We start from the raw sequence: 24,782 nt of genomic DNA on the forward strand, positions 1-24,782 counted from the left end.
TGCAATCAAGGCGTTTAGCCAACCAGATAAGTGCCGGTGCCGAAGGCGATATGAGTCCCCTCTTCATTGTGCAGCTCCATGCGGGCAACGGCTACCTTGCTGCCGGATCGGATGATGTGGGCGGTGGCGATAAACTCGGTGCCCCGGCCAGGGCGCAGATAGTCCACCCGCAGGTCTATGGTGCCGAGGCGGGAGAAGCGCTCCTTCAGATAGCTGGGGGAGAACTCCTCCAGTTCATCGAGGCAGGAAGCGGCCACTATCATGCCCCCTGCCACATCAAGCAGGCTGGCGGTGACGCCGCCATGCAAGATGTTGTGGAAGGGGTTGCCGACCAGCTTCTCCTCCATGCTGATACGCAACTCGACCCGTTCGAAGTCGTAGTGGGTCACCCGGATGCCCAGCAGCTGGTTGAATGGCATCTGCTGGGCAAACAGTTTGGCAATGCCACCGAGCGCCATCTTCTTCATCATCTCTTTCATCGATCCATCCCTGAGCAAGCCGAGTAAAAACTCCAGCCAGTCTGCAACAAGGAATTAACATCCGCAATGGCAGGTTTATTGTGGGGGCCCGCTGCTTTAGAATAGCGGCCCCAGAGGAGAGACCATGACCGCCATCGCCGATACCTTGCCCGATTCTCCGCCAGAGACTCCCCTCAGCCTGTTGCAGGCGGTATTCGGCTACCAGCAATTTCGGCCGGGCCAGCTGGAGATCATCGAGCAAATCATCGCGGGACGGGACGGTCTGGTGCTCAAGCCGACCGGCGGTGGCAAATCCCTCTGCTACCAGATCCCGGCGTTGCTGCGTCCAGGTCTGGGAGTGGTCGTCTCTCCCCTTATCTCCCTGATGAAGGATCAGGTCGATAGCCTGCGAGCGAACGGAGTCGCCGCGGCCTACATCAACTCGGCCCTGAGTCGAGAGGAGCTGATCCAGCATTTTGCCGCCATGCGCCGGGGCGAGATCAAGATAGTCTACGTCTCCCCCGAGCGGTTGCTGCAGCACGAATTCATGGACCGCCTGGCCGAGCAGCCCCTCGGGCTGTTCGCCATCGACGAGGCGCATTGCGTCTCCCAGTGGGGTCACGATTTTCGCCCTGAGTATGCGGCCCTCGGCCGTCTCAAGCAGTGGTTCCCTCAGGTTCCCGTCGTGGCGCTCACTGCCACCGCCGATGAGGCGACCCGGCGCGACATATTGCACCGCCTCGAGTTGCAGGACCCCTTCGTCCACACCGCCAGCTTCGATCGCCCCAACATCCGTTACAGTCTGGTGGAGAAATACAAGGCGGCGGAGCAGCTGCTGCGCTACGTGCAGGGTCAGAAGGGCAATTGCGGCATCGTCTATTGCTCCAGTCGCAACCGGGTGGAGGAGGTGGCCGAACGCCTGGTTCGCCATGGCAGCAAGGCGGCGCCTTATCATGCGGGGTTGCCTCTGGAACAGCGCCAGCGCACCCAGGAAAATTTCCTCAAGGATGACATCGAGATAGTGGTGGCGACGGTGGCGTTCGGCATGGGCATCGACAAGCCGAATGTGCGCTTCGTGGTGCACTACGATGTGCCCAAGAACATCGAATCCTACTACCAGGAGACGGGCCGGGCCGGGCGCGATGGTACGCCGGCCGAAGCTTTGCTGCTCTATGACCCCGCCGACATTGGCCGGGTGCGTCGTCTGCTCGACAACATCGAGAACCCCCAGCAGTTGCAGGTGGAGCAATACAAGCTCAATGTGATGGCGGCTTTTGCCGAAGCCCAGACCTGCCGTCGTCAGGTGCTGCTCAACTATTTCAGCGAGTACAACGACAAGCCGTGCGGCAACTGCGACATCTGCCTGGATCCTCCCCAGAGCTACGACGGCAGCGAGGATGCCCAAAAGGCGCTCTCCTGCGTCTGGCGGGTGGGGCAGGCGTTCGGTGTGGGCTACGTGGTCGAGGTGCTCAGAGGGTCGCTCAACCAGCGCATCAAGGACCATGGCCATGACAAGCTGTCGACTTATGGCATCGGCAGGGATCAGAGCCACGAATATTGGATGAGCGTTATCCGCCAGCTGATCCACAAGGGGCTGCTGACTCAGAACATCACCTGCAACCTGGTGTTGCAGCTGACCGAGGCTGCTCGCCCCGTACTGCGCGGCGACGTCAAGCTGGCGCTGGCGGTGCCCCGCTTGCAGCCAATCTCCAGCCGCAAGGAGAAGCGCAATGGTCTGCTCGACAACGCCAACTATGACAAGCGGTTGTTCAAGGAGTTGCGTGGCCTGCGCAAGCAGATCGCCGAGCAGGAGGAGGTGCCGCCCTATGTGGTGTTCAACGATGCCACGCTGGTGGAAATGGCCCAGCTGATGCCGATGACCGAGGCTGAACTGCTGGCGGTCAATGGCGTCGGTCAGCGCAAGCTGGAGCGCTTCGGCGAGGCCTTTATGGACCTCATCATCGACTATTGCCGGCGATAGGGGCTGGGCGTCGCAGGTTATCTCAAGCTGGAGTAGTAGGCTGCCAGGTTCTCCATGTCGGCCTCGGTGAGCGGTACCATGAAGGGGGCCATCAGCGGCTCCTGACGGCTGCCATCCTTGAAGGCTTTCAGCTGCTTCAGCAAGTAGGCGGGCTGCTGGCCAGCCAGATGGGGATAGTTGGGGAGCATCGCCTTGCCGGCCACCCCATGACAGGCGGCGCATACCACCGCCTTCGCCTGGCCCGCCTCGATATCGGCAGCCTTGGCCTGATGTCCCCACGCCGCGGCCAGCAGCGGCAGGAGATATATCCATTTGTGCATCTTCTTTTCCTTGATATGAAATTGGGCCATCGCCCGTTGGCCGGATTGGGCTGGCGGCGGTATAACAGAGTGACACGAGCATACGCAGGGACGAATCGCACCACCATGAAGCTGATCAATACTTTCGCCGCCGAATTGCCCTGGGCCTGTGAACCGGTGGCGCCCCAGCCCCTGGCCAACGCGCGCCTGCTACACCTCAATCGCCCCCTGCTCGCCGAACTGGGCTTGGCCGGAGTGACGGATGCCGATTGGCTCGCTTGCTGCGGCGAGGCCAACCCCTTGCCAGGCATGGAGCCCGTGGCTCAGGTCTATGCGGGCCATCAGTTCGGCGGCTACAGCCCGCGTCTGGGCGATGGTCGTGCCCTGTTGCTCGGCCAGCAGCGGACTCCCGGGGGCGGGCTCTGGGATCTGCACCTGAAGGGGGCGGGCAAGACGCCCTTCTCCCGCTTTGGTGATGGCCGTGCCGTGCTGCGATCCAGCATCCGCGAGTACCTGGCCTCCGAGGCGCTGCATGCCCTCGACATTCCTACCACCCGCGCCCTGGTGCTGGTTGGCAGTGACGAGCCTGTCTATCGCGAGACGGTGGAAACGGGGGCGACAGTGTTGCGCACCGCGCCGAGCCACCTGCGCTTCGGCCAGTTCGAATACTTCGCCTGGAGCGGTCAGGGGGAGAAAATCCCCTTGCTGATCGACTATCTGCTGCGCCATCACTTCCCCGAACTGGAGAGCGGCGCCGAGCTGTTTGCGGAGGTGGTGCGTCGTACCGCCCGTCTGATCGCCAAGTGGCAAGCGGTTGGCTTTACCCATGGCGTGATGAACACGGACAACATGTCGATCCTGGGGCTGACCCTGGACTATGGCCCCTATGGTTTCATCGATGGCTACGAGCCCGACTTTGTCTGCAATCATACCGACAGTGGCGGCCGTTATGCCTTGAGCCAGCAGCCTGCCGTGGGTTACTGGAACCTGCAGAAGCTGGCTCAGGCCCTGGCGGGTCATGTGGACGGCGAGGCCCTGGCCGCGGCACTGGGTCAGTACGAACATCATCTGATGCTGCACTACTCCGAGCTGATGCGCGGCAAGCTGGGGCTGACGCAGTGGGAGGAGGATGATCCCAGCCTGTTCCGCCAGATGTTCCAGCAGCTGGCGGCGGACAGGGTTGATTACCACCTCTTCCTGCGCCGCCTGGCCTTGCTCGAGCCGAGCGGTCCTTGGCCCGCTCCCCTGCTGGCCCTTCTGCCCGATGCCGGATCCTGGCAAGGGTGGTTGACCAGCTATCGTGAACGTCTCGCCCGGGAGGGGGAGGATAGTGGGTCGCGCCGTGCCCGCATGAACCAGCTCAATCCCAAATACGTGCTGCGCAATGCCCTGGCCCAACAGGTGATAGATGCGGCCGAGCGCGGTGACATGGCGCCCTTCGAGCGACTTTATGCTGCGTTGCAGCATCCCTATGCCGAGCAGAGCGAATTCGAGGATCTCGCCACGCCGCACCCCAGCTGGTATCAGGGGGAGGCGCTCTCATGCAGCAGCTAAATCCGGGCCAGAACAGACCCCTGGATCGGGTAGGCGTATATGGCTGGGAATGTCTATGTCATTGAACTGGCAGTTGATTGGAATGGATGAGGCGAGCGGCACCTTGTTGCTGGCCCACCACAATCTCGATTGGGACAACTTCCCGCCCCTGGCTGCCGGTCTGCTGGATGAGTGGGAATTGGAGCTGCTCTTGCAAGATAGCGGCGCTGATCGTCACAGTTGGCAACTTGGCTTTGAAGGTACGCGTATCTGGCTGCATTTTGAGCATTACAGTGGCTGCTGGCTCAGCGCCGATGACGAGGAGGGGCGTGCAACGCTGCGCTGGCTGAGTCAACGGTACAAGGATTGAACTATGGCGCGGGGGGCGTATAATGCCGCCCCTCGATAACTGCCGTATTAGCGCCATGGTGGTGCTATGGGTTCCCTAACCCCATTAACCAAAAAGGTCACAATATGAACCTGACCCCTGCTCAGCACCAGACGGCGCTGACGCGACTCGCGTTGTTCCACATACTGATCATCGCCAGCAGCAACTACCTGGTGCAACTGCCGATCACCATTTTCGGTTTTCACACCACCTGGGGAGCGTTCAGCTTCCCGTTCATCTTCCTGGCCACGGATCTCACTGTACGGATCTTCGGCGCCGGTCTGGCGCGCAAGATCATACAGAGGGTGATGATGCCGGCATTGCTGGTCTCCTATGTGCTGTCCGTGCTCTTCTTCGAGGGCAGTTATCAGGGCATAGCCAATCTGGCGACCTTCAATCTGTTCGTGGCCAGGATTGCCTTGGCCAGCTTCATGGCCTATCTGATCGGCCAGTTCATGGACGTGATAGTGTTCAACCGGCTGCGGCTGCTCAAAGCCTGGTGGATCGCACCGGCGGCATCGACCCTGATCGGCAATCTGGTCGATACCCTTGCCTTCTTCAGCATCGCCTTCTGGCGCAGTGACGATCCCTTCATGGCGGAGCACTGGGTCGAGATAGCGACCGTGGACTATGTATTCAAGCTACTGATAAGCCTTGGTTTGTTCGTACCGCTCTACGGCGTGTTGCTGCGCTATCTTAGCCGCAAACTGGTGGGGGATCCCAATCCTGCTGCCCTGCAGGGTGAGGCGCGCAATGCCTGATACCCAGGCTTGTCAGCAGATATGCCGCATTGGCCACCTCAGGGTGGTCAATTTTTTTGCACATTTTTGGCAATATCGAGAAATAAGAGTTGCCAATTCAAATGAGAATGATTATTGTTAACTTGCGTTCCGGGATAGACCCCATCAGTTCCAACATGGTGACTTCTTGTGAAAGCACGACATTGCTCACATTGCTTCCAGTTATAGGGCCAGTTCTTCTGGCCCTCTTTTTTTGCCAGTTTTCCTGCACTTTCCAGGTCTTTACCGCGGCTTTCACCCATAAAAAATGGGAGCCATGGGCTCCCATTCTGCGAACGTGAATCCGCTTATTCGATATCCAGCGGTTCGGGGGAGAGAATGACCCCGGTGGTATCGGCGTAGAGGTGGTCATCCGGCAGGAAGGTCACGCCGCCGAAGTTGACCGGCAGATCCGTTTCACCCACATCCTTGCTGTCGGCACCGACCGGTATGGCGGCCAGGGCTTGAATGCCGATATCCAGATCTTCCAGCACGTCGACCTCACGCACGCAGCCGTAGCAGACGATGCCTTCCCACTCGTTTTCTGCCGCCGTGGTTGCTATGTCACTGTCGATCAGCGCCCGACGCATGGAGCCACCGCCATCGATCAGCAGCACGCGGCCGACGCCGTTTTCCTTGACCATCTCACGGATCAGACCGTTGGATTCGAAGCATTTGACTGTGGTGATAACACCACCGAAGGAGGCGCGTCCGCCGAAGGAGCAGAGCATGGGTTCGAGTACATCGACCATGTCCTGATAGATGTCGCACAGTTCTGAAGTATTGTATTCCATTGTGTCAGTCCACCGCTGGAAACAGGTGGATCCAGTATAGGGACTGGGCCCGGCATTTCAATGAATATTCCTTGAACAACAAGTGAATGGCGACTTTTATCACGACATCCATGGGGCGATATTCAGCATAAAACGCGGCCACTCTGGCCGCGTTTTTCCTGATCCAAACTGAGGTCATCCACCTTCAGGCCGAAACCCTCTCTCCGGGGGCGTGCTGCCCGAACCAGGCGAGCTGGTCGGCCAGGGTTACCACGGAGCCCACCATGATAAGAGCGGGACTCTCGACCCCGACGGCCAGCTCCGGCAACTGGTCGAGGGTGCCGCGGATGACCCGCTGATCCGGCCGAGTGCCGCGCTCGATGAGCGCCACCGGGGTGTCGCCCCCCTTGCCGTGGGCCAGCAGTTGCTCGCGGATCACGGTGCAGGAGGAAAGCCCCATATAGAACACCAGTGTCTGCCTGTCTTTGGCCAGCAGCGGCCAGTCGAGATCCTGGGCGCCCCCCTTGCCGTGGGCGGTGACGAAGCGCACGCTCTGGGCATGATCCCGGTGGGTGAGGGGAATGCCGGCGTAGGCGGCGCAGCCGCTGGCCGCGGTGATCCCCGGCACCACCTGAAAGCCAATGCCAGTACCAACGAGCGTCTCCAGCTCCTCGCCGCCACGGCCGAAGATGAAGGGGTCACCTCCCTTCAGCCGCACCACCCGCTGCCCCTTCTTCGCCTCCTCCAGCAAGAGCTGGTTGATGCCCTCCTGGGGCACGCAGTGGTTGCCCGCCTGCTTGCCGACGAAGATGCGCTTGGCGTCGCGGCGCACCAGCGCCATCACCTCGTCCGAGACCAGCCGGTCATGGACCACCAGGTCCGCCTGCTGCATGTGGCGCAGGGCGTGCAGGGTGAGCAGGCCCGGATCGCCGGGGCCGGCACCGACCAGGATCACTTCCCCTTGGGCACCGGCATCCTCGGCAAACAGAGCGTCGGCCAGCTGGTTGGCCGAGGCCTTGTCACCCCGTGCCAGCGCCTGACCGAGCCGATCCGCCCCGAGCAGCCGCTCCCAGAAGCGGCGTCGCTCCCCCATGGTGGCGAAGCGGGCCTTGACCCGATCCCGCAGGCTGCCGGCAAAGGCCGCCACGGCCCCCAGGTGCTGGGGCAGCAGGGCTTCGAGCTTCTCCCGCAGCAGCCGGGCCAGTACCGGGGCCTTGCCGCCGGAGGAGATGGCCACCATCAGCGGCGATCTGTCGATGATGGACGGCATGATGAAACTGGAGCGTGTCGGGTCATCCACCACGTTGGCAAAGATCCGTGCCTGATTGGCGCTCTGGTAGACCAGGGCGTTCACCTCGCGCCGATCGGTAGCGGCCACCACCAGCCACTTGCCCGTCAGTTGTGCCGGCGCGAATTCATCGGCCAGCCACTCGATGCTCCCGTTGTCAGCCAGTTCCGCCAGCTCGGGGTCGAGCACGGGAGAGACCACAGTCAGCCGGGCGCCGGCGTCCAGCAGCAGGCGCGCCTTGCGCTCCGCCACCTCGCCGCCGCCGACCAGCAGCACGGGTTTGTTGTCGAGTCGGCAAAAGATGGGCAAGTAGTCCATGGGGCCTCCTGATCAGGCGGTTTGGGTCTGGCTGGCAGTGGTGGTGGTCTCGTTCACCGCGACCGGGCGCTCAGCCTTGGGGGTGGCATACCAGTAGCCGAGGCCCATAAAGAGGGCGCCGGAGACTGTGTTGCCCAGGGTCACCCACAGCAGGTTGTGGCCGATGCCGCCCAGGGTGTAGGCCTCGGAGTGGGCGCCGAACCAGGAGAGGGCGAACAGGGTCATGTTGGCGACCGAGTGCTCGTAGCCGGAGGCGATAAAGGCCAGCAGGCACCACCAGATGGCGATGAACCTGGCGGCACCCTCGGTGCGCAGCGCCATCCAGATGGCGAGGCAGACCAGCCAGTTGCACAGCACGCCCTTCATGAACAGGGTCAGGGCCGGTGCCTGGGTCTTGGCCAGCGCCACCTTGTGGGCCAGGCTGCCCGCGTCCGGCAGCAGGCTGCCGCCGTAGGAGTAGATCAGCGCCACTGCTATGGAGCCGAGCAGGTTGCCGGCCCAGGTCTGGGGCAGGATGCGCAGCAGGTCGGCCATGGTGATCTTGCCCGTCTTCACCCCGAAGGTGAGGAACATGGTGTGGCCGGTGAACAGCTCGGAGCCTGCGATGATGACCAGGGTCAGGGCTATGCCGAAGGTGGCCCCCATCACCAGCGGACGCACGCTGGGATCCACCAGGTTGCCCAGGGTGAAGATGAGGATGATGCCCAGGCCCACATAGGCCCCCGCCATGGCGGAGCTGAGCCAGAAGCCGAGCTTGTCGCTGCGCTCGAAGCGATTGATGCGGGCCGCGTTGGCGGCGCACTTGTTTATGGTGTCGGTATACATCTTTGTTTCCTTCAAGAGGGCCGCCCGCGGGCAGCCCGAAAGAGAGTGAAATCGGCTTTAGACGGCGACCCAGACTTGCTGGTCGCGTACTTCAACGGGGTAGCTTTGCACCGACATGGTGGCGTTCTCGAGGCAGTGGCCGTCGCGCAGACGGAAGTGCTGCTTCTTGAGCGGGCTGGCGACCCAGAGCTCACCCTCGTGTTCACCTACGATGCCACGCGACAGCACGTTGGCGGCGAAGAAGGGATCCCGGTTGTCGATGGCGAACACCTCGGCGGCCGCGCTCGGGCGGAACAGGGCGATCTGGCGCCCTTCCAGCAGGGCACAGACGCCGGTGCCAGGGAGTATGTCGTTGAGTTGGCAGGCTAATTTCATCGCTTAATCTCCACATCGAGTTGGATGAACTGGCTATCGAGCAGGGCGCAAACGTCCATACAGCCCGACAGGATGTCATTGCGTTGGCAGGCAAGTTTCATCATTTGGTTTCCACCTCGATCTGGTAGACGGGGATGCGCTCGGCCGGGGTGGCGGGCCTGTGCTGGTCGCGCTCGGCGACGAACTGAACGTCCGGGTCACGCTTGTCGCTGTTGATGAAGTGGCTGAAGCGCTGCAACGCCTGCTCTTCGTTGAGGGTGCGCGACCATTCGCACTCGTAGCTGTCGATAAGGCGCTGGATATCGCGCTCCAGGGTGTCGGCCAGCCCCAGCTTGTCGTGGACTATCACCTCGCGCAGGTAGTCGACGCCCCCTTCCAGGTTGCCGAGCCAGACCGAGGTGCGCTGCAGTTTGTCGGCGCTGGTGACGTAGAACATCATGAAACGGTCGATCAGCTTGATGAGGGTCTCGCGGTCGAGATCGGAGGCCAGCAGGTCGGCGTGGCGCGGCTTCATGCCGCCGTTGCCGCCCACATAGAGGTTCCAGCCCGCATCGGTGGCGATGATGCCGACATCCTTGCCCTGGGCTTCCGCACACTCGCGGGTACAGCCGGAGACGCCGAACTTCATCTTGTGCGGGGTGCGAATGCCCTTGTAGCGGTTCTCGAGGAAGACCCCGAGGCCGACGCTGTCCTGCACGCCGAAGCGGCACCAGGTGCTGCCGACGCAGGTCTTGGCCATGCGCAGTGCCTTGGCGTAGGCCTGACCGGTCTCGAAGCCCGCCGCCAGCAGCTTGCGCCAGATGGCGGGCAGATCATCCTTCTGGGCCCCGAACAGGCCGATGCGCTGGGCGCCGGTGATCTTGGTGTAGAGCTTGTAGTCGCGGGCCACTTCGGCCACCGCCAGCAGCCCTGCCGGGGTCACTTCGCCACCGGCCATGCGCGGGATGACGGAGTAGCTGCCGTCCTTTTGCATGTTGCCGAGGAAGATGTCGTTGGTGTCCTGCAGCTGGGTGCTCCGCGGGCTCAACACATAGTCGTTCCAGCAGGAGGCGAGGATGGAGCCGACGGTCGGTTTGCACACCTCGCAGCCATGGCCGTGACCGTGCTTGACCAGCAGCTCGTCGAAACTCTTGATCCCCTCCACCTTGACCAGGTGGAACAGCTCCTGGCGGGAGTGGGGGAAGTGGGCGCAGAGGTGGTTGTTGACCTCGATACCCTGCTTCACCAGCTCGGCGTTGAGCACCTGGCTGATGAGGGGTACGCAGCCGCCGCAGCCGGTACCGGCCTTGGTGTGCTGCTTGATGGCGGCCAAAGTGGTGTGCCCTTCCGCGACCGCCTGGGCTATGTCGCCCTTGGAGACGTCGAAGCAGGAGCAGATCTGGGCGCTGGCGGGCAGGGCATCCACCCCCAGGGTCGGCTTGGCGCCGGCGTAGGCGGGCAGGATCAGGGTGTCCGGGTGGCTCGGCAGCGGCAGGGCGTTGAGCATCAGCTGCAGCAGGTTGCCGTAGTCATCCACGTCACCGACCAGCACGGCGCCGAGCAGGCGGCTGTTGTCTTCGCTCACCACGATACGCTTGTAGACGCCGGCCTGATCGTCCTGGAATACATAGCTGTGGCTGCCCGGGGTGCGGCCGTGGGCATCACCGATGGAGCCGACGGAGACGCCGAGCAGCTTGAGCTTGGCGCTCATGTCCGCCCCTTCGAAACGGCTGTCGCCGCCTAGCAGATGGTCGACCGTGATCTGGGCCATCTTGTAGCCCGGGGCCACCAGGCCGAAGAAGCGACCCTGCCAGGCGGCGCACTCGCCGATGGCGTAGATGTCGGGGTCTGAGGTGAGGCAGTGATCGTCGACAGCTACGCCGCCACGCGGGGCTATGGCCAGTTCACAGTAACGGCCCAGGGTATCCTGCGGGCGGATGCCGGTGGAGAAGACCACCACATCCACCTCAAGCTGGCTGCCGTCGGCGAAGACGAGGCGGTGCTTCGCCTGCTCACCGCCATGCATCAGGATCTCGTTGGTGCTCTTGCTGGTGTGTACCTGCACGCCCATGGATTCAATCTTGCGGCGCAGCAGCTGGCCGCCCTGACCGTCGAGCTGCTCGGCCATCAGCACCGGCGCAAACTCCACCACATGGGTCTCGAGACCCAGTGCCTTGAGGGCACCGGCGGCTTCGAGGCCAAGCAGGCCGCCCCCGATCACCACCCCGCTCTTGCCGCTCCTGGCGGCGCTGCGGATGGCTTTCAAATCCTCGATGGTGCGGTAGACGAAGCACTCGTGGTGCTGACTGCCCTGGATGGGCGGCACCCAGGGGTAGGAACCGGTGGCCAGCACCAGCTTGTCGTAACCGACCACAGTGCCCTTGTTGGAATGCACTTCGCGGGCCGCCCTGTCGATTTTTTTCACCGCTTCGCCGAGCAGCAGGCGGATGCCGTGCTTCTCGTAAAAACCGGGTTTGACGAGGGAGAGATCTTCGCTGGTGTGGTGGGAAAAGTAGGAGGAGAGATGGACGCGATCGTAGGCGGGACGGGGTTCTGCACCGAAGACGGTGATCTCGTAGCGGCCCGGGTCGGCCCGCTCGATCAACTCTTCGATGAAGCGGTGCCCCACCATGCCGTTGCCCACAACGACCAGTCTGACTTTGCTCATAGTTGCCTCAAGTTTGGAGTTATAAAACGTCATATCTGAGCCAAGGCTAACCAGTGAGCAGTGGTAGGCTATTGATGCAAATCAAGTGTCTATTTATATATCCCCTAAGGGTTAATCCGGTTAGATTCAACACTATGCATAAATGGGTATACCTGTGGTGCATTCTGGACTTTGGCTGTCATGAGGCCAGGAGGTGCAAGAGGGGCTGGCCCCTCTGGCCAGACATCATGAAATAAAGCACCTCGGCAGAGGTGCTTTCACTGTGTGGCATCTGGTTGGTGCAGCGGATTATGGCGGCGCAGATCACCGCTTGGCCTGATAGGGCGCGCGGGCGCAGGTTTCGCGGATGAGGGCGCGCATCCAGCGGTGGGCCGGATCGGCGTCCAGTCGTGGATGCCAGAGCAGGGCCAGGGTGATCCCGGGCAAGGGGAAGGGCAGGGGCAGGGTCACCAGATCGGCGTGCAGGGCGGCGCAGTGCAGGGCGGGCACGGTCGCCACCAGATCGATGCCCCGCACCAGCGCCAGCGCAGTGGCAAAGCCCGGCACCAGGGTGGCGATGGTTCGCTCGAGCTTCAGGGCTGCGAGCGCCTCGTCGATGGGGCCCTGCTCCAAGCTACGCCGCGACACCATGATGTGGCGGGCGGCAGCATAACGGGCGGCGGTCAGAGGGCCTTCGCACAGGGGGTGGCCCGGTCGCACCACGGCGACGAAGCTGTCCTGGAACAGCGCCTGGGTATGCAGCTCGGGCGCCGTATGGGTGCCGATCACGCCGGTTTCAAAATCCAGCTCGCCGCCGCGCAGAAGGTGGCTCTCCTTGTCGGGCTTGGCCATGAAATGCAGCCGTACCCCGGGTGCCTCGGCGGCGAGCCGGGTCAGCAGGGCCGTACCGACCGCCTCCACGAAACCGTCGCTGGATCTCAGCCGAAAGGTGCGCACCAGGTGGGCCGGGTCTATCTCCTGCTGGGGGCGCAGCACGGCCTCGGCCTCCTGCACCAGCTGGCTGACCCGCTCGCGCAGGGCCAGCGCACGCGGTGTGGGCACCAGCCCCCGGCCTGCGCGCACCAGCAGTGGATCCCCGGTCGTGTCACGCAGACGGGCCAGGGCCCGGCTCATGGCAGAGGGGCTGAGGCGCAGCCGCCTGGCGGCCCCGGCCACGCTGCCCTCATCGAGCAGCGCATCCAGGGTCAGCAGCAGATTGAAATCGGGAGTGCTCATGGTGGTGCCTCATCGGCCGGGTATGCGGAGTGACCAACTGATGGTGGTCTGATGCGTTCAGCATACGCGAGAATCCGGTTCTTCATATGGCGTGCTGCGCAGCTATAAGCTGCAAGTCGTGCGTCTTCCGCCTGATCATGCCTCCCGCTAGCCTTGTGGGCATCATCCTCTGCCGGAGATCGGATCATGTCGCCACTCAACCCCCTCCCGACCCCTGCCGCTCGCCGCCTAGGCCTGCTGGCACTCGGCCTCGCCACCCTGTTGCCCATGCTGGCGGGGAGCATGGCCAACATGGCACTGCCTGCGCTGGGACAGGTGTTTGCCGTCCCCTTTGCCAGCGTGCAGTGGGTGCTGGTGGCCTATCTGCTGGGGATCACCTGTCTGACGGTGGTGGCCGGCCGGCTTGGCGATGGAGTTGGCCGGCGGTGCTTGCTGCTCTGGGGAGTGGCACTGTTTGCGCTGGCATCCCTGCTGTGCGCCCTGGCACCCACCATAGGTTGGTTGATTGCGGCGCGCGTCCTGCAGGGCTCCGGGGCTGCCTGCATGCTCTCCCTGGCGCTGGCCATGGTGGGGCAGTTGGTGCCGCCAGCACGGCGTGGCTGGGGCATGGGATTGCTTGGCACCCTGTCGGCCTGTGGCACTGCCCTTGGCCCCTCGTTCGGCGGCCTGCTGATCGGCGGGTTTGGCTGGCAGGCCCCCTTCCTGCTGCTGGTGCCCGTTAGCCTGCTGGCACTGGGCGCCGGCATGGTCGGCCTGCCCCCGGATGGCGCTTTGCCACAGAGGAAGAGGATCAATCTGGCGAGCCTGTCGATGCTGGTGGTAGCGCTGCTCTGCTACGGGCTGGCGCTGACCTCGGGGGGCGCTCTGGCGCTGGAGTTGGGGGTGGGAGCACTGCTTGTCACTGCCTTGTTCATTCGCCGCGAGCGCCTCGAATCCTCTCCTCTGTTACCACTGGTGCTGCTGGCCGAACCCCGACTCAGGGGCGGCTTGCTCGCCAGTGCCCTGGTGGCCAGCGTCATGGTGGTGACCCTGCTGATCGGCCCCTTCTACCTGCATGGCGTGTTCGAGCTCGACATGGCGACCATCGGGCTCATGATCTCGGGGGGGCCCCTGCTTGCCGCCTTGACGGGGATGCCTGCCGGCTGGCTGGTGGACAGGTTTGGTTCGCGCCGGATCGTTCGGCTGGGGTTGATGGTCATGACGATCGCAGCCCTTGGGCTGGCTAGCCTGACGGCTGGCTATTATGGTCCGCTCGGCTATCTGCTGCCCATACTGTTGCTGACGGCCGGTTATGCATTGTTCCAGACCGCCAACAACAGCGCCGTGGTCGGTGGGGCGAGTGAGCAGGCACGGGGCGCCGTGGCGGGCTTGTTGACCCTGTCGCGCAATCTGGGCCAGCTGGCGGGGGCGGCCGGGCTCGGTGGCCTGTTTGCCACCCTGGTGGGGACGCACAATCTGAGCATGGCCATGCCGACCGATCTGGTGTTCGGTACTCAGCTTACCTTTGCCCTGACCGGTCTGCTCATAGGGTTGGCGCTATGGCTGGTGGGGCGCAGGGAGGAGGAGGCACTGATAGTGGTTTGAATGAAGGTGCATGGGACAGAAAAAAGACGCCTCCATGGTGGAGGCGTCAGTGCAGTGCCGAGACTCGCTTACAGGATGTAGCGGCTCAGATCCTCATCTTCGATCAGGGCCCCGAGGTGGGCATTGACGTAGTCGGCATTGATGACGAAGGTCTCGCCGGACTTCTCGGAGGCATCATAGGAGATGTCTTCCATCAATCGCTCCATCACGGTATGCAGACGGCGGGCACCGATGTTTTCGGTACGCTCGTTGACCTGCCAGGCCGCCTCGGCCAGACGGCGGATACCATCTTGAGTGAACTCTATCTTGACCCCTTCGGTGGCCATCAGTGCCTGGTACTGATCGGTCAGGGAGGCGTTCGGTTCGGTCAGGATGCGCTCGAAATCGCCAGTGGTCAGTGCGGTCAACTCGACCCGAATTGGCAGGCGGCCCTGCAGTTCGGGGATGAGGTCCGACGGGCGAGCCACCTGGAAGGCGCCGGAGGCGACGAACAGTATATGGTCGGTTTTCACCATGCCGTGCTTGGTATTGACGGTACAGCCTTCGACCAGGGGCAGCAGGTCCCGCTGTACTCCCTCGCGGGAGACATCCGGGCCCGAGCTTTCGCCACGTTTGCAGATCTTGTCTATTTCGTCGAGGAAGACGATACCGTTGTTCTCGACGGCATGGATGGCTTTTTGCTTCAGCTCTTCCGGATTGACCAGGCGAGCGGCCTCCTCTTCGATCAGCGCCTTCATGGCCTCTTTGACCTTGAGCTTGCGCTTCTTCTTCTGACCCTGCCCCAGGTTCTGGAACAGCCCCTGCAGCTGGTTGGTCATCTCCTCCATGCCGGGCGGGGCCATGATCTCGACGCCCATCTGCTGCGTGGCCAGATCCAGCTCAATCTCTTTCTCGTCCAGCTGACCTTCCCGCAGTTTCTTGCGGAAGATCTGGCGGCTGTTTGAGTTGTCCGCCTTCTCCTCTTCGCCCCAGGTGTTGCGCGGGTTGGGCAGCAGGGCATCGAGAATGCGCTCTTCGGCGGCCTCCTCGGCGCGGTATTTGTTCTTCTCCATCTCGGATTCACGGATGAGCTTGATGGCCACATCGGTGAGATCGCGGATAATGCTGTCCACTTCCTTGCCGACATAGCCGACTTCGGTGAACTTGGTCGCTTCCACCTTGATGAAGGGGGCATTGGCCAGCTTGGCGAGGCGACGGGCTATTTCGGTTTTGCCGACCCCGGTCGGGCCTATCATCAGGATGTTTTTCGGGGTCACTTCATGGCGCATCTCTTCGCTGAGCTGCATACGGCGCCAGCGGTTGCGCAGGGCGACGGCGACGGCACGCTTGGCATCGGCCTGGCCGATGATGTGTCTGTCCAGCTCGTGGACGATTTCTCTGGGGGTCATCTCGGACATGATGGCATTCCTGTATCAGGGGCGGGCAGGCCCACCCCTTGCAAAATGGGGGCTTGGTTTGGCGGCCTTACTTGGCCGCGTAGTCCAGCACTTCTATGGTGTGGTTGCCGTTGGTGAAGACGCAGATGTCGCCCGCAATCTTGAGGGACTTCTCGACGATGGATTTGGCATCCAGATCGGTATTTTCCAGCAGGGCGGTGGCGGCAGACTGGGCGAAGTTTCCGCCAGAGCCGATGGCGATGAGGTCATGTTCTGGCTGCACCACATCACCGTTGCCGGTAATGATGAAAGATTTGTGCTCATCGGCGACCGCCAGCAGGGCTTCGAGGCGGCGCAGGGCGCGGTCGGTGCGCCAATCTTTGGCCAGCGCCACGGCGGCGCGCTCCAGATTGCCCTGATGCGCCTGCAGTTTGGCTTCAAAGCGCTCAAGCAGAGTGAAGGCATCGGCGGTACCGCCAGCGAAACCCGCCAGCACCTTGCCGTTATAGAGGCGATGGACCTTGCGGGCGTTGCCCTTCATGACGGTGTTGCCCAGGGATACCTGGCCATCCCCTCCGATCACGACTTGGCCGTTGCGGCGGACTGAAACTATGGTCGTCACTTTACTTACCTCGCTTGAGCCGCTTCACGGCCATGACTGTGCATGAAAACAGAGATGGGGTTGCCGTTCCGGCTTTTCAACCCTGACTTGGCTTCGAGAGTGGGCCGTGAATTGGCAGGGGGTTTGGCTGTATATCGTTGAGGCGGGCTATCCGGGCAGGGAGCGCCAGGCAAAAAAATGCGGCACCCTGTTGCCACGGTGCCGCATTTTTCATTGTGGGTCGTCAGCCCTTCTTGGGGATGCAGCCACTGATGCCAGCACCTTGCAGCTTGCGGTTGGCCGCATCGGCCGCCGCTTTGCCGTTGAAGGGGCCCACCATCACCTTGTAGACTGTGCCATTGGCGCCATTGACCACCTGCAGGCTGGAGGAGAGGCCGGCACCGAAGGCGATGCGCGCCTTGAGCGATTCGGCGGAATCCTGCGAGCGCAGGGCGGCGCACTGCATCATGTAGCGACCGCCGTCGGCTGCCGCCGTCTGGGTCGCCGCCTTGGCCTTGGCGGCTTCGGCGCGTTCCCGCTCCAGTTCGGCACGGATCTCCCGCTCCATCCGCTCACGCTCTGCCTTCTGGTCGATCACCTGCTCCTGGGCACTGGCCACGGGGGCGCCGATCGGCTTGGGCTGATAAGGCTGCACCTGGCCGATGGGGGTGCCCGGCTGGGGGATCTTGGTTTCCACCGGCTTGGGCAGCTTCTCGGGCTGCAGGGTCAAGGTCGCCGCTGGCGGCGGGGGCAGCACCCCGGGCTGGGGTGGCGGCTCCACTATGTCGACCTGCTTGTTCTCAAGCCGTTCGATATAGCTCCATTTCTCCTGAGGCAGATCATGGCCCTTGGGTTTGGGTTTGTTGGCGCGCACCTGCTCCTCTATGGTCGGGCCATCGGCGGCCTTGCCATTGATGAGATAGAGGAAGGCTCCAAAACCGGCAACCAGCACCCCCGCCAGCAGGACGGGGATCAGCGGAAAGCGGCGGCGAGGTGGCGCCTTTTTGGCGTTACGACCACCGGCTCGTCTCCTCGAGCCACTCCCGACATAATCCCTTGTTGCCATGAATTACATGCGCTCCAGGGTATGAATACCCAGTACGCCCAGACCCAGTTTGAGTACCTTGGCGGTGGCGGCGCACAGCAGCAGTCGGCTCTGGCGAACGTCGGGATCGACGCCATCCTTGTTGATCGGGCAGGCTTCGTAGAAGGTCATGAAGTTGCCGGACAGCTCATAGAGGTAGGTACAGAGCAGGTGCGGCATGCCGCGTTCGGCCACGCCGTTGACCGCATCAGAGAACTGGATCAGCTTCTGGGCCAGGGTCAGCTCGGCATCTTCATTGAGTGCGACCTTACCACTGAGGCTGTCGGCTTCGACCCCGGCCTTGCGGAAGATGGACTGGATGCGGGTGTAGGCATATTGCAGATAGGGTGCGGTGTTGCCTTCAAACGACAGCATCATGTCCCAGTCGAAGATGTAGTCCGTGGTGCGGTTCTTGGAGAGATCCGCATACTTGACCGCGCCCATGGCGATGGCGTTGACCACATTGGCCTTCTCTTCGGCAGAGAGGTCGCTGTTGCGGCTCTCCAGCAGGGCGGCGGCGCGCTCTTCCGCTTCATTGAGCAGGTCAACCAGCTTGACGGTACCACCGGAGCGGGTCTTGTAGGGACGGCCATCCTTGCCCAGCATCATGCCGAAGGCGTGGTGCTCGAGGGGCACAGCCTGTGGCACATAGCCCGCTTTGCGGGTGATGGTCCAGGCCTGCATCAGATGCTGGTGCTGACGGGAGTCGATGAAATACATGACACGATCTGCGCCCAGGGTTTCATAACGGTATTTGGCGCAGGCGATGTCGGTGGTGGTGTAGAGGAAACCGCCATCGCTTTTCTGGATGATGACGCCCATGGGCTCGCCATCTTTGTTCTTGAATTCGTCCAGGAAGACAACGGTGGCGCCTTCACTCTCGACCGCCAGCCCTTTGGCTTTCAGGTCGGTGACGATTTGGGGCAGCATGTCGTTGTACATGGACTCGCCCATGATGTCCTTGTTGGTCAGGGAGACATTCAGGCGGTCGTAGTTGATCTGGTTCTGTTCCATGGTCATGTCGACCAGCTTCTTCCACATGGTGCGGCAGTACTCATCGCCACCTTGCAGCTTGACCACGTAGTTGCGAGCACGCTCGGCGAAGGCTTCGTCTTCGTCGTAGCAACGCTTGGCCTGGGTGTAGAAGGCTTCCAGATCCTTGAGCGCCATGTCGCTGGCATGCTCGTTGGCCATCTTCTCCAGATAGGCGATCAGCATGCCGAACTGGGTACCCCAGTCACCAATGTGGTTGGCGCGGATCACCTTGTGGCCCAGGAACTCCAGGGCACGAGCCGCCACATCACCGAGCACGGTACTGCGGATGTGGTGCACCGCCATCTCTTTGGCCACGTTGGGGGCGGAGTAGTCCACCACCACGGTTTGCGGGGTCGGCAACTTAACGTTGGCGTTGGCGCTGGCCACCATGGCGTCGACCTGACCGGTCAGCCACTGCTGATTGAAGAAGAAGTTGATGAAGCCGGGACCGGCAATCTCGACCTTGGCGATCAGATCAGAGGCAGGCAGGTGCTCAATGATGGCGGCCGCCAGCTCGCGCGGGTTCTTGCCAGCAGGTTTGGCGAGCAGCATGGCCAGGTTGGTGGCCAGGTCACCATGAGCCTTATCCTTGCATCGATCTACCAGCACTCGGGCTTCCAGCTCCGCTGGCAGCAGGCCTGCGGATTTGAGGTTGGCTACCGTCTGTTCAAGTAGATGATGAATATGCTCTTTCATGACTGACCACCGAGGTTATGCGTCGAAATATGACTGATATATAAGGGCGTGAATTTTACCCGCATCGGGCCGAGAAAACTATAGGGATGACCCTCCACAGCTGAGGCGGCGGATATTTCACTGCTTGGTGCGCAGCTTTACAGGATATTGCGTTGTTGTCTGCGACTTATCCATTTCTACTGCATATCGAAGCGGCTTGTCCAGGCTATTTTCCCCTAATGGTGATAGGGGTTTTTATTCCTACTCGGTCTGAATGATCTGGCGAGTTTTCGGTGTCGTATCAGGAGAAGGCACACGAAACGGGATATAAGTATGAAACTGGCACTCTTTCCCCTCTCCGCTCATTTGCTGCCCGGTGGCGTCATGCCGCTGCGCATCTTCGAGCCTAGATACCAGCGGATGATCGCCGAGGCGGGCGACGCTGGCTTCGGGCTCTGCATGTGGGATGTTCGCCAGGGGGATGAATTGCGCAACATGTATCCTATCGCCACTCGGGTGCGGATCATCGATTTTGACAGGCTACCGGATGGCCTGCTGGGCATCACAGTGCAAGGAGTGGAGCGATTGCGTATCCAGCATCTCTGGCAGGAGCCGGATGGCTTGCGGGTCGGTGAGGTGGAGCCGCTGCCGCTCTGGCAGTGTGGCCGTCTGCCACGGGATCAGCGCAATCTGGCCCAGGCCCTGCGTGAGGTTTTCAGTGACTACCCCGAATATGCCGCTCTCTATCGTGAACCCGACTGGGACGATGCCTGCTGGGTCGCCCAGCGCTGGATAGAAGTACTGCCGATTCCCCCCGAACAGAAGCAGTGGCTGATGGCCTGTGAAGACTACAACCCCGCCCTCAATCTGCTGAGCAATCTGCTGGTCGCCAGTCACTGATCGAGGCGTTCACCCGTCACTTCCCGCTATTTCTCGGGCTGAGGGCGAATGTTTCCCTTGCCCAGAAAGAGTACGGCGGCACTGATCCAGGAGCTGCGCCTGGCCGTATTGACCTGCACGGTAGCAATCAAGGTAAGGTGCCATGGCATATACTGGCCAGTCACAACTGACTCACAGCAGGATCTCGCCCCAGATGGACACAGTCATAGGTGTTCCCGACCTTAAAACCCAGCTGATAAGGGTCGCCGAGTCTGCCGACAAGGTGGCCTTTGCCGCGCTGTTTCGTCACTTCGCGCCGCGCATTCGCAACTACGGGATGCGCCATCTTGGCAGTGAAGCCAATGCCATGGAGCTGGTCCAGGAGACCATGCTGCTGGTCTGGCAGAAGGCACGGCTCTACCACCCGGAGAAGGGGGCACCCAGCACCTGGATCTACACAGTGATGCGTAACCAGTGCTTCGACATGTTGCGCCGCCGCCGTGCCAGTCGTGAAGATCTGTGCGCCGAAGAGATCTGGCCCCTGCTGGAGTTTGGGGCCGATTTGCCCCAGGGGCCCGGTGGTGAAGATGCCGTGCTGACTCGTCAGATGGCTCATTACGTCAGTGTGTTGCCTGAGCCTCAGCAGCAAGTGGTGCGTGGCATCTACCTGCAAGAGCTCTCCCAGCAGGAGCTGGCCGAGCGGCTTGGCGTACCGTTAGGCACCATCAAGTCCCGGCTACGGCTGGCCCTGCAAAAGCTCAAAGAGCAGGTGGAACGCCATGATGCATAGCCTCGTCATGACAAGGGTCATCCCTTTGCTGGGGAGGGCTCAGGAGGCCGCCTCGTTTCGACCGCACATATTTATGGAGCTGTATCATGATTAAATCCCATCCGACCGAGCAGATGCTGCGTGCCTTCGCGGCCAACGAGCTCCCCCTGCCCTTGGCGGTCGGGGTATCGGCCCATTGCGAGCTCTGCCCCGAATGTGCCGCCCGGGTGACGATGTGGGAGGCACAACTGGCCGAGGCACTCGAGGCCGCCCCCCTGCCGGATCAGGCTGAGCCCGGGCTCGATGCCATGCTGGCCATGATAGTGCAGCAACCCTTGCCCGAACTTGTCGCCGTGCCTCAACCCAGCCCCCAGCTCGAGGTGGCCGGTCAGCACTATCGTCTGCCGAGAGTGCTGGCCCGTTACCAGTCGCCCAAGTGGCGGCACTTTGGACCCGTGCGCCAACATAGCCTGCCACTCGGCGAGCTGGGGGTGCGTGCCAGCCTGCTACATATAGATGCGGGTGGCGCCATTCCCGAGCATACCCATCAGGGTTATGAGTTGACCTTGCTGTTGGCGGGCAGCATGCAGGATGGTGAGCAGCACTACGGGGCCGGTGATTTCATCTGGCGCGATAGCCGCCATGCCCACAGTCCGCAAACGATCGATGGCTGCCTCTGCTACACGGTGCAGGATGCCCCTATCCAGTTCACCAAAGGATTGTCGCGGCTGCTCAACGGTATCTCTGGGCATCTCTATTGAGGGGGTTAGGCTCGGCAAGGGCACCCCGCAATTAATGGATCAAAAAAGGGACCCTCGGGTCCCTTTTCATATTGCAGTCGACGTCGTCACGGCGGATTAATGCACGAACACCATATAGACGGCGAAGGCGATGACGAATCGATAGATGGCAAAAGGCACGAAATCGAGACGACGGATCAGCGCCAGGAAGGTGCGGATGGCGAACATGGCCACCACGAAGGCGGTGACAAAACCAACCGCAAACATGGGGAAGTCGGCCATGGAGAGGAAATCCCGGCTCTTGTAGAGATCCAGGCCACTCGCCGCGATCATCATGGGTACCGCCAGAATGAAGGAGAACTCGGCCGCCGCCTGACGACTGATACCCATCAGCATGCCGCCACTGATGGTGGCACCCGAGCGGGAGAAACCGGGCCAGAGTGCCAGACACTGGAACAGACCTATGCCAAACGCCTGCTTGTAGCTGATGTCATCCAGGGTTTCGGAGCGTACCGCGGGGCGCTTCCATTCGGCTATCAACAGCAAGATGCCGCCGGCGACCAGGGCATACATCACCGTCTGGGGACCGAACAGGTTGGCCTTTATCCAGCTGTGAATGGCGAGGCCTATCACTACGGCGGGCAGCATGCCGAGGATGATGTGCACCAGGGAGAGGGTGGCGTGATCCTGGGATGGCTTCTGGCCGAAATGTATGCCGATAAGGCCGAACAGGCGGCGCCAGAACACCACGACCACGGCCAGTATGGAGCCGAGCTGGATCACCACCTCGAAGGTGGCGGCCTTGGGACCTTCGAAGCCCAGCAGATGGCCGACGATGATCAGGTGACCTGTGGAGGAAACGGGCAGAAACTCGGTCAGGCCTTCCACTACGCCTAACACGAATGCGACAAACAGGGTGTAGTACTCTGTCATGGATCGGATCTCTTGGTTGTCTGGATATGATGCGCCCCCGCAAGCGGGGGCGTGCCAATGATGGCGGAAAACCACGCAGGCAACCAGAGAATATTGCCGCAGCGGTGCCGTTGGCTCAGTCGAGGGCAGCCAGGATCCGTTGCTGCCAGGCCACACCCAGAGCGGGTTGGGTCAGGGCCTGAACGGCGCTTGATATCTGCTCCGGCCTGCTGGCGCCGATGAGGGCACTGCTGACCACGGCATCGCGCAGCACCCATTGCAGCGCCAGTTGTGACAGGCTCTGTCCGCGCTCCTCTGCCAGAGCGTGCAGGGCACGTATTTGGCCAAGCTTTTCCGCCGTGAGTTGATCTGGCTTGAGGAAGGGGCTAGGGCTGGCGGCACGGGAATCGGCAGGAATGCCTGCCAGGTAGCGGTCGCTGAGCAACCCTCCCGCCAGAGGGGAGAAGGCGACGACGCCCATGCCTTGCTCGCGGCAGGCTGGCAGGGTCTGTTCCTCAATCTCTCGCTGGAACAGGGAGTATTTGAGCTGATTGACCAGACAGGGGGTTCCCAGCTCCCTCAATCTGATGGCGGCCTGACGGGCCAGGTCGGCCGGGTAGTTGGAGAGACCGACATAGAGTGCCTTGCCCTGGCGCACCATGAGCGCCAAGGCCTGACAGGTCTCTTCAAGGGGCGTGCGCGAGTCCGGCCTGTGGTGATAGAAGATATCCACGTAGTCGAGGCCGAGTCGGCGCAGGCTCTGGTGCAGGCTGGCAAACAGGTACTTGGCACTGCCGCCATCGCCGTAGGGGCCATCCCACATCACATAGCCCGCCTTGGTGCTGATGATCAGTTCGTCGCGATGGGCGGCCAGATCCTGTCTGAGCAGGCGCCCGAAGCTGGTCTCGGCACTGCCCGGCGGCGGTCCGTAGTTGTTGGCCAGATCGAAGTGAGTGATGCCAAGATCGAATGCCTGATGCACCATGGCGCTCATCCGCTCGGGAGCGGCCTCTGCTCCGAAGTTATGCCAGAGTCCAAGGGCGATGGCGGGCAGACGCAGGCCGTGGCGACCGACGGTGCGATAGGGTTGCTGCTGGTAGCGAGCCGAGTTGGCCTGATAGTGCTGATCCATACAAATTCCTTTTGATCATCAGTGTCATAGGTTTCAGCTGCCGGGCTGAGTCATTGACGGCATGGGAGCCTCCCCTGACCATTCAGCATCATCCTCATGATGTCATGCCCCAGTCTGGGTGAGGGGCTCGAAGCGGTAGCGGGTGAGGTGATGATAGCGCTGCCCCGGCAGTAGCCAGGGATCCCCCAACTCGGGTCTGTTCGGGCTGTCCGGCAGCTGCTGGGCCTCCAGGCAGAGGCCGTCGTAATCCTGGTAAGGCTGCCCGCCTCGACCTGGCGTCTTGGCCAGCCAGTTGCCGGTGTAGAGCTGCAACGAAGGCTGGTTGGTATGGACCTCCATCGCCAGTTGCCTGTCTCCCGAGACCACTCGTGCGGCCCACTCCGAGGGGGGGGGCTTGAGCAGGAAAGCGTGATCGTAGCCCTTGGCCTGACGTTGCTGGGGGTGGCTCAGCCACTCATCCCCAAGGCGCCGCCCGCCGCGCAGATCGAAGGGCCCCTCGACCGCTTGCGGCGCCAGGGGCAAGCCGCTGGCATCTGTGGTCAGGAAGCGGTCCGCCTTCAGGGTGAGGTGGTGATCGCGGACATCACCGCCACCATCGAGGTTGAAGTAGGCGTGACTGGTCAGGCTGACCGGGGTCGGCGCATCCGTACTGGCCCAGCACTCCACCACCAGATCCCGCTGCTCTAGCCGGTATTCAAGCTCGAGCTTGAGGTTGCCGGGAAACCCCTGATCCCCGTCCGGGGAGAGCAGGCTGAGCCGCACCCGGCTGGCCTCCTGGGCGTCAATCTGCCACGTGCGGCGATGAACGCCATCCGCGCCTCCATGCAGGCAGTTGGGTGGCTGATTGGCATCCAGCGACCAGCATTGGCCGTTTCGCTCAAGGGTTGCGCCGCCGATACGATTGGCAAAGCGTCCCGCTATCGCACCCAGCCACACCTGCTGGGTTGGATAGTCGGCGTCGGTACAGCCGAGCAGCAGCTCCCGCCTCTCGCCACCAACCGGCAGGCTCAGGGAGCTCAGCGTGGCCCCAAAATCGAGGCCGCGCAGCCGCAGCCCGTACTCATTCTCCAGTTCAAAAGGGGTCATAGTCTGGCTGCCCCCGTGCAGGCAAGGCAG

Annotated in this window: 24 protein-coding genes; 8 read left to right on the forward strand and 16 right to left on the reverse strand. The window is 62.1% G+C overall.

Features of this window, described 5'->3' with window-relative positions; translation table 11 throughout:
• Window positions 1–14: 14 nt before the first annotated feature.
• A complete protein-coding gene (locus ACSMDR_RS11110; protein WP_005890632.1) occupies window positions 15–479 on the reverse strand; it encodes a thioesterase family protein in 465 nt (154 codons plus the stop codon).
• Between the two features lie 124 nt (window positions 480–603).
• Between ACSMDR_RS11110 and recQ the strand changes: the two genes are divergently transcribed.
• Complete coding sequence (gene recQ, locus ACSMDR_RS11115) at window positions 604–2,439, forward strand: ATP-dependent DNA helicase RecQ (RefSeq protein WP_436468310.1); 1,836 nt, start codon at window positions 604–606, stop codon at window positions 2,437–2,439.
• A 17-nt stretch (window positions 2,440–2,456) separates the two neighbouring features.
• Here the strand turns inward: recQ and ACSMDR_RS11120 are convergent, their stop codons facing one another.
• Window positions 2,457–2,759 (reverse strand): c-type cytochrome, encoded by a 303-nt coding sequence (locus ACSMDR_RS11120; protein WP_436468311.1) that lies wholly within the window; start codon window positions 2,757–2,759, stop codon window positions 2,457–2,459.
• Between the two features lie 105 nt (window positions 2,760–2,864).
• On the opposite strand from ACSMDR_RS11120, the gene ACSMDR_RS11125 reads away from it, so the two are divergent.
• The 3 genes from ACSMDR_RS11125 to ACSMDR_RS11135 all read left to right on the forward strand — a co-directional run bounded on the left by ACSMDR_RS11125 (window position 2,865) and on the right by ACSMDR_RS11135 (window position 5,420).
• On the forward strand, window positions 2,865–4,292 hold the full coding sequence (locus tag ACSMDR_RS11125; RefSeq protein WP_436468312.1) for a protein adenylyltransferase SelO: 1,428 nt from the start codon (window positions 2,865–2,867) through the stop codon (window positions 4,290–4,292).
• Between the two features lie 55 nt (window positions 4,293–4,347).
• Window positions 4,348–4,641, forward strand: coding sequence for a DUF3630 family protein (locus tag ACSMDR_RS11130; protein WP_436468313.1), 294 nt, complete (start codon window positions 4,348–4,350; stop codon window positions 4,639–4,641).
• Window positions 4,642–4,745: 104 nt separating this feature from the next.
• Window positions 4,746–5,420, forward strand: coding sequence for a 7-cyano-7-deazaguanine/7-aminomethyl-7-deazaguanine transporter (locus ACSMDR_RS11135; protein WP_436468314.1), 675 nt, complete (start codon window positions 4,746–4,748; stop codon window positions 5,418–5,420).
• A gap of 47 nt (window positions 5,421–5,467) precedes the next feature.
• Here ACSMDR_RS11135 and ACSMDR_RS11140 read toward each other — a convergent pair whose 3' ends face one another.
• From ACSMDR_RS11140 to ACSMDR_RS11170, 7 genes are all read right to left on the reverse strand, one after another.
• On the reverse strand, window positions 5,468–5,701 hold the full coding sequence (locus ACSMDR_RS11140; protein WP_152435908.1) for a 50S ribosomal protein L32: 234 nt from the start codon (window positions 5,699–5,701) through the stop codon (window positions 5,468–5,470).
• A 45-nt stretch (window positions 5,702–5,746) separates the two neighbouring features.
• Window positions 5,747–6,232, reverse strand: coding sequence for a ribonuclease E activity regulator RraA (gene rraA / locus ACSMDR_RS11145; RefSeq protein ID WP_436468315.1), 486 nt, complete (start codon window positions 6,230–6,232; stop codon window positions 5,747–5,749).
• A 184-nt stretch (window positions 6,233–6,416) separates the two neighbouring features.
• Window positions 6,417–7,817, reverse strand: coding sequence for a siroheme synthase CysG (cysG, locus tag ACSMDR_RS11150; RefSeq protein ID WP_436468316.1), 1,401 nt, complete (start codon window positions 7,815–7,817; stop codon window positions 6,417–6,419).
• Window positions 7,818–7,829: 12 nt separating this feature from the next.
• A complete protein-coding gene (gene nirC / locus ACSMDR_RS11155) occupies window positions 7,830–8,642 on the reverse strand; it encodes a nitrite transporter NirC (protein WP_436468317.1) in 813 nt (270 codons plus the stop codon).
• Between the two features lie 57 nt (window positions 8,643–8,699).
• The gene (gene nirD / locus ACSMDR_RS11160; RefSeq protein ID WP_436468318.1) at window positions 8,700–9,017 is read right to left on the reverse strand and encodes a nitrite reductase small subunit NirD; all 318 of its coding nucleotides are present in this window, start codon (window positions 9,015–9,017) and stop codon (window positions 8,700–8,702) included.
• A gap of 100 nt (window positions 9,018–9,117) precedes the next feature.
• Complete coding sequence (gene nirB / locus ACSMDR_RS11165; RefSeq protein ID WP_436468319.1) at window positions 9,118–11,664, reverse strand: nitrite reductase large subunit NirB; 2,547 nt, start codon at window positions 11,662–11,664, stop codon at window positions 9,118–9,120.
• A gap of 303 nt (window positions 11,665–11,967) precedes the next feature.
• Window positions 11,968–12,879 carry a LysR family transcriptional regulator gene (locus ACSMDR_RS11170; RefSeq protein ID WP_436468320.1) on the reverse strand — a complete coding sequence of 304 codons (912 nt, stop codon included), beginning with the start codon at window positions 12,877–12,879 and terminating at the stop codon, window positions 11,968–11,970.
• A 186-nt stretch (window positions 12,880–13,065) separates the two neighbouring features.
• On the opposite strand from ACSMDR_RS11170, the gene ACSMDR_RS11175 reads away from it, so the two are divergent.
• Complete coding sequence (locus ACSMDR_RS11175; RefSeq protein WP_436468321.1) at window positions 13,066–14,463, forward strand: MFS transporter; 1,398 nt, start codon at window positions 13,066–13,068, stop codon at window positions 14,461–14,463.
• A gap of 68 nt (window positions 14,464–14,531) precedes the next feature.
• On the opposite strand, the gene hslU is transcribed toward ACSMDR_RS11175, so the two are convergent.
• From hslU to argS, 4 genes are all read right to left on the reverse strand, one after another.
• A complete protein-coding gene (gene hslU, locus ACSMDR_RS11180; protein ID WP_005890667.1) occupies window positions 14,532–15,860 on the reverse strand; it encodes an ATP-dependent protease ATPase subunit HslU in 1,329 nt (442 codons plus the stop codon).
• A gap of 67 nt (window positions 15,861–15,927) precedes the next feature.
• Complete coding sequence (gene hslV / locus ACSMDR_RS11185) at window positions 15,928–16,461, reverse strand: ATP-dependent protease subunit HslV (RefSeq protein WP_005890671.1); 534 nt, start codon at window positions 16,459–16,461, stop codon at window positions 15,928–15,930.
• Window positions 16,462–16,684: 223 nt separating this feature from the next.
• Window positions 16,685–17,506 (reverse strand): SPOR domain-containing protein, encoded by an 822-nt coding sequence (locus ACSMDR_RS11190; RefSeq protein WP_436468322.1) that lies wholly within the window; start codon window positions 17,504–17,506, stop codon window positions 16,685–16,687.
• A 3-nt stretch (window positions 17,507–17,509) separates the two neighbouring features.
• Window positions 17,510–19,255, reverse strand: coding sequence for an arginine--tRNA ligase (argS, locus tag ACSMDR_RS11195; protein ID WP_005890675.1), 1,746 nt, complete (start codon window positions 19,253–19,255; stop codon window positions 17,510–17,512).
• A gap of 312 nt (window positions 19,256–19,567) precedes the next feature.
• Here argS and ACSMDR_RS11200 point away from each other — a divergent pair, with 312 nt between their 5' ends.
• The 3 genes from ACSMDR_RS11200 (at window position 19,568) to ACSMDR_RS11210 (ending at window position 21,643) form a co-directional block, all read left to right on the forward strand.
• Window positions 19,568–20,134 carry an LON peptidase substrate-binding domain-containing protein gene (locus tag ACSMDR_RS11200; protein WP_436468323.1) on the forward strand — a complete coding sequence of 189 codons (567 nt, stop codon included), beginning with the start codon at window positions 19,568–19,570 and terminating at the stop codon, window positions 20,132–20,134.
• 193 nt (window positions 20,135–20,327) lie between these two features.
• A complete protein-coding gene (locus ACSMDR_RS11205) occupies window positions 20,328–20,903 on the forward strand; it encodes a sigma-70 family RNA polymerase sigma factor (RefSeq protein ID WP_005890680.1) in 576 nt (191 codons plus the stop codon).
• Window positions 20,904–20,989: 86 nt separating this feature from the next.
• The gene (locus ACSMDR_RS11210; protein ID WP_005890682.1) at window positions 20,990–21,643 is read left to right on the forward strand and encodes a ChrR family anti-sigma-E factor; all 654 of its coding nucleotides are present in this window, start codon (window positions 20,990–20,992) and stop codon (window positions 21,641–21,643) included.
• A 96-nt stretch (window positions 21,644–21,739) separates the two neighbouring features.
• Here the strand turns inward: ACSMDR_RS11210 and bacA are convergent, their stop codons facing one another.
• From bacA to ACSMDR_RS11225, 3 genes are all read right to left on the reverse strand, one after another.
• Entirely contained in the window at window positions 21,740–22,555 is an 816-nt protein-coding gene (gene bacA / locus ACSMDR_RS11215) for an undecaprenyl-diphosphate phosphatase (RefSeq protein WP_005890684.1), read from the reverse strand.
• A 115-nt stretch (window positions 22,556–22,670) separates the two neighbouring features.
• Window positions 22,671–23,666, reverse strand: coding sequence for an aldo/keto reductase (locus ACSMDR_RS11220; protein WP_436468324.1), 996 nt, complete (start codon window positions 23,664–23,666; stop codon window positions 22,671–22,673).
• Between the two features lie 102 nt (window positions 23,667–23,768).
• The gene (locus ACSMDR_RS11225) at window positions 23,769–24,752 is read right to left on the reverse strand and encodes a galactose-1-epimerase (RefSeq protein ID WP_436468325.1); all 984 of its coding nucleotides are present in this window, start codon (window positions 24,750–24,752) and stop codon (window positions 23,769–23,771) included.
• Between the last annotated feature and the right edge of the window lie 30 nt (window positions 24,753–24,782).

This window comes from Aeromonas molluscorum, assembly GCF_051376105.1.
In the GTDB taxonomy this organism is placed as follows: domain Bacteria; phylum Pseudomonadota; class Gammaproteobacteria; order Enterobacterales; family Aeromonadaceae; genus Aeromonas; species Aeromonas molluscorum.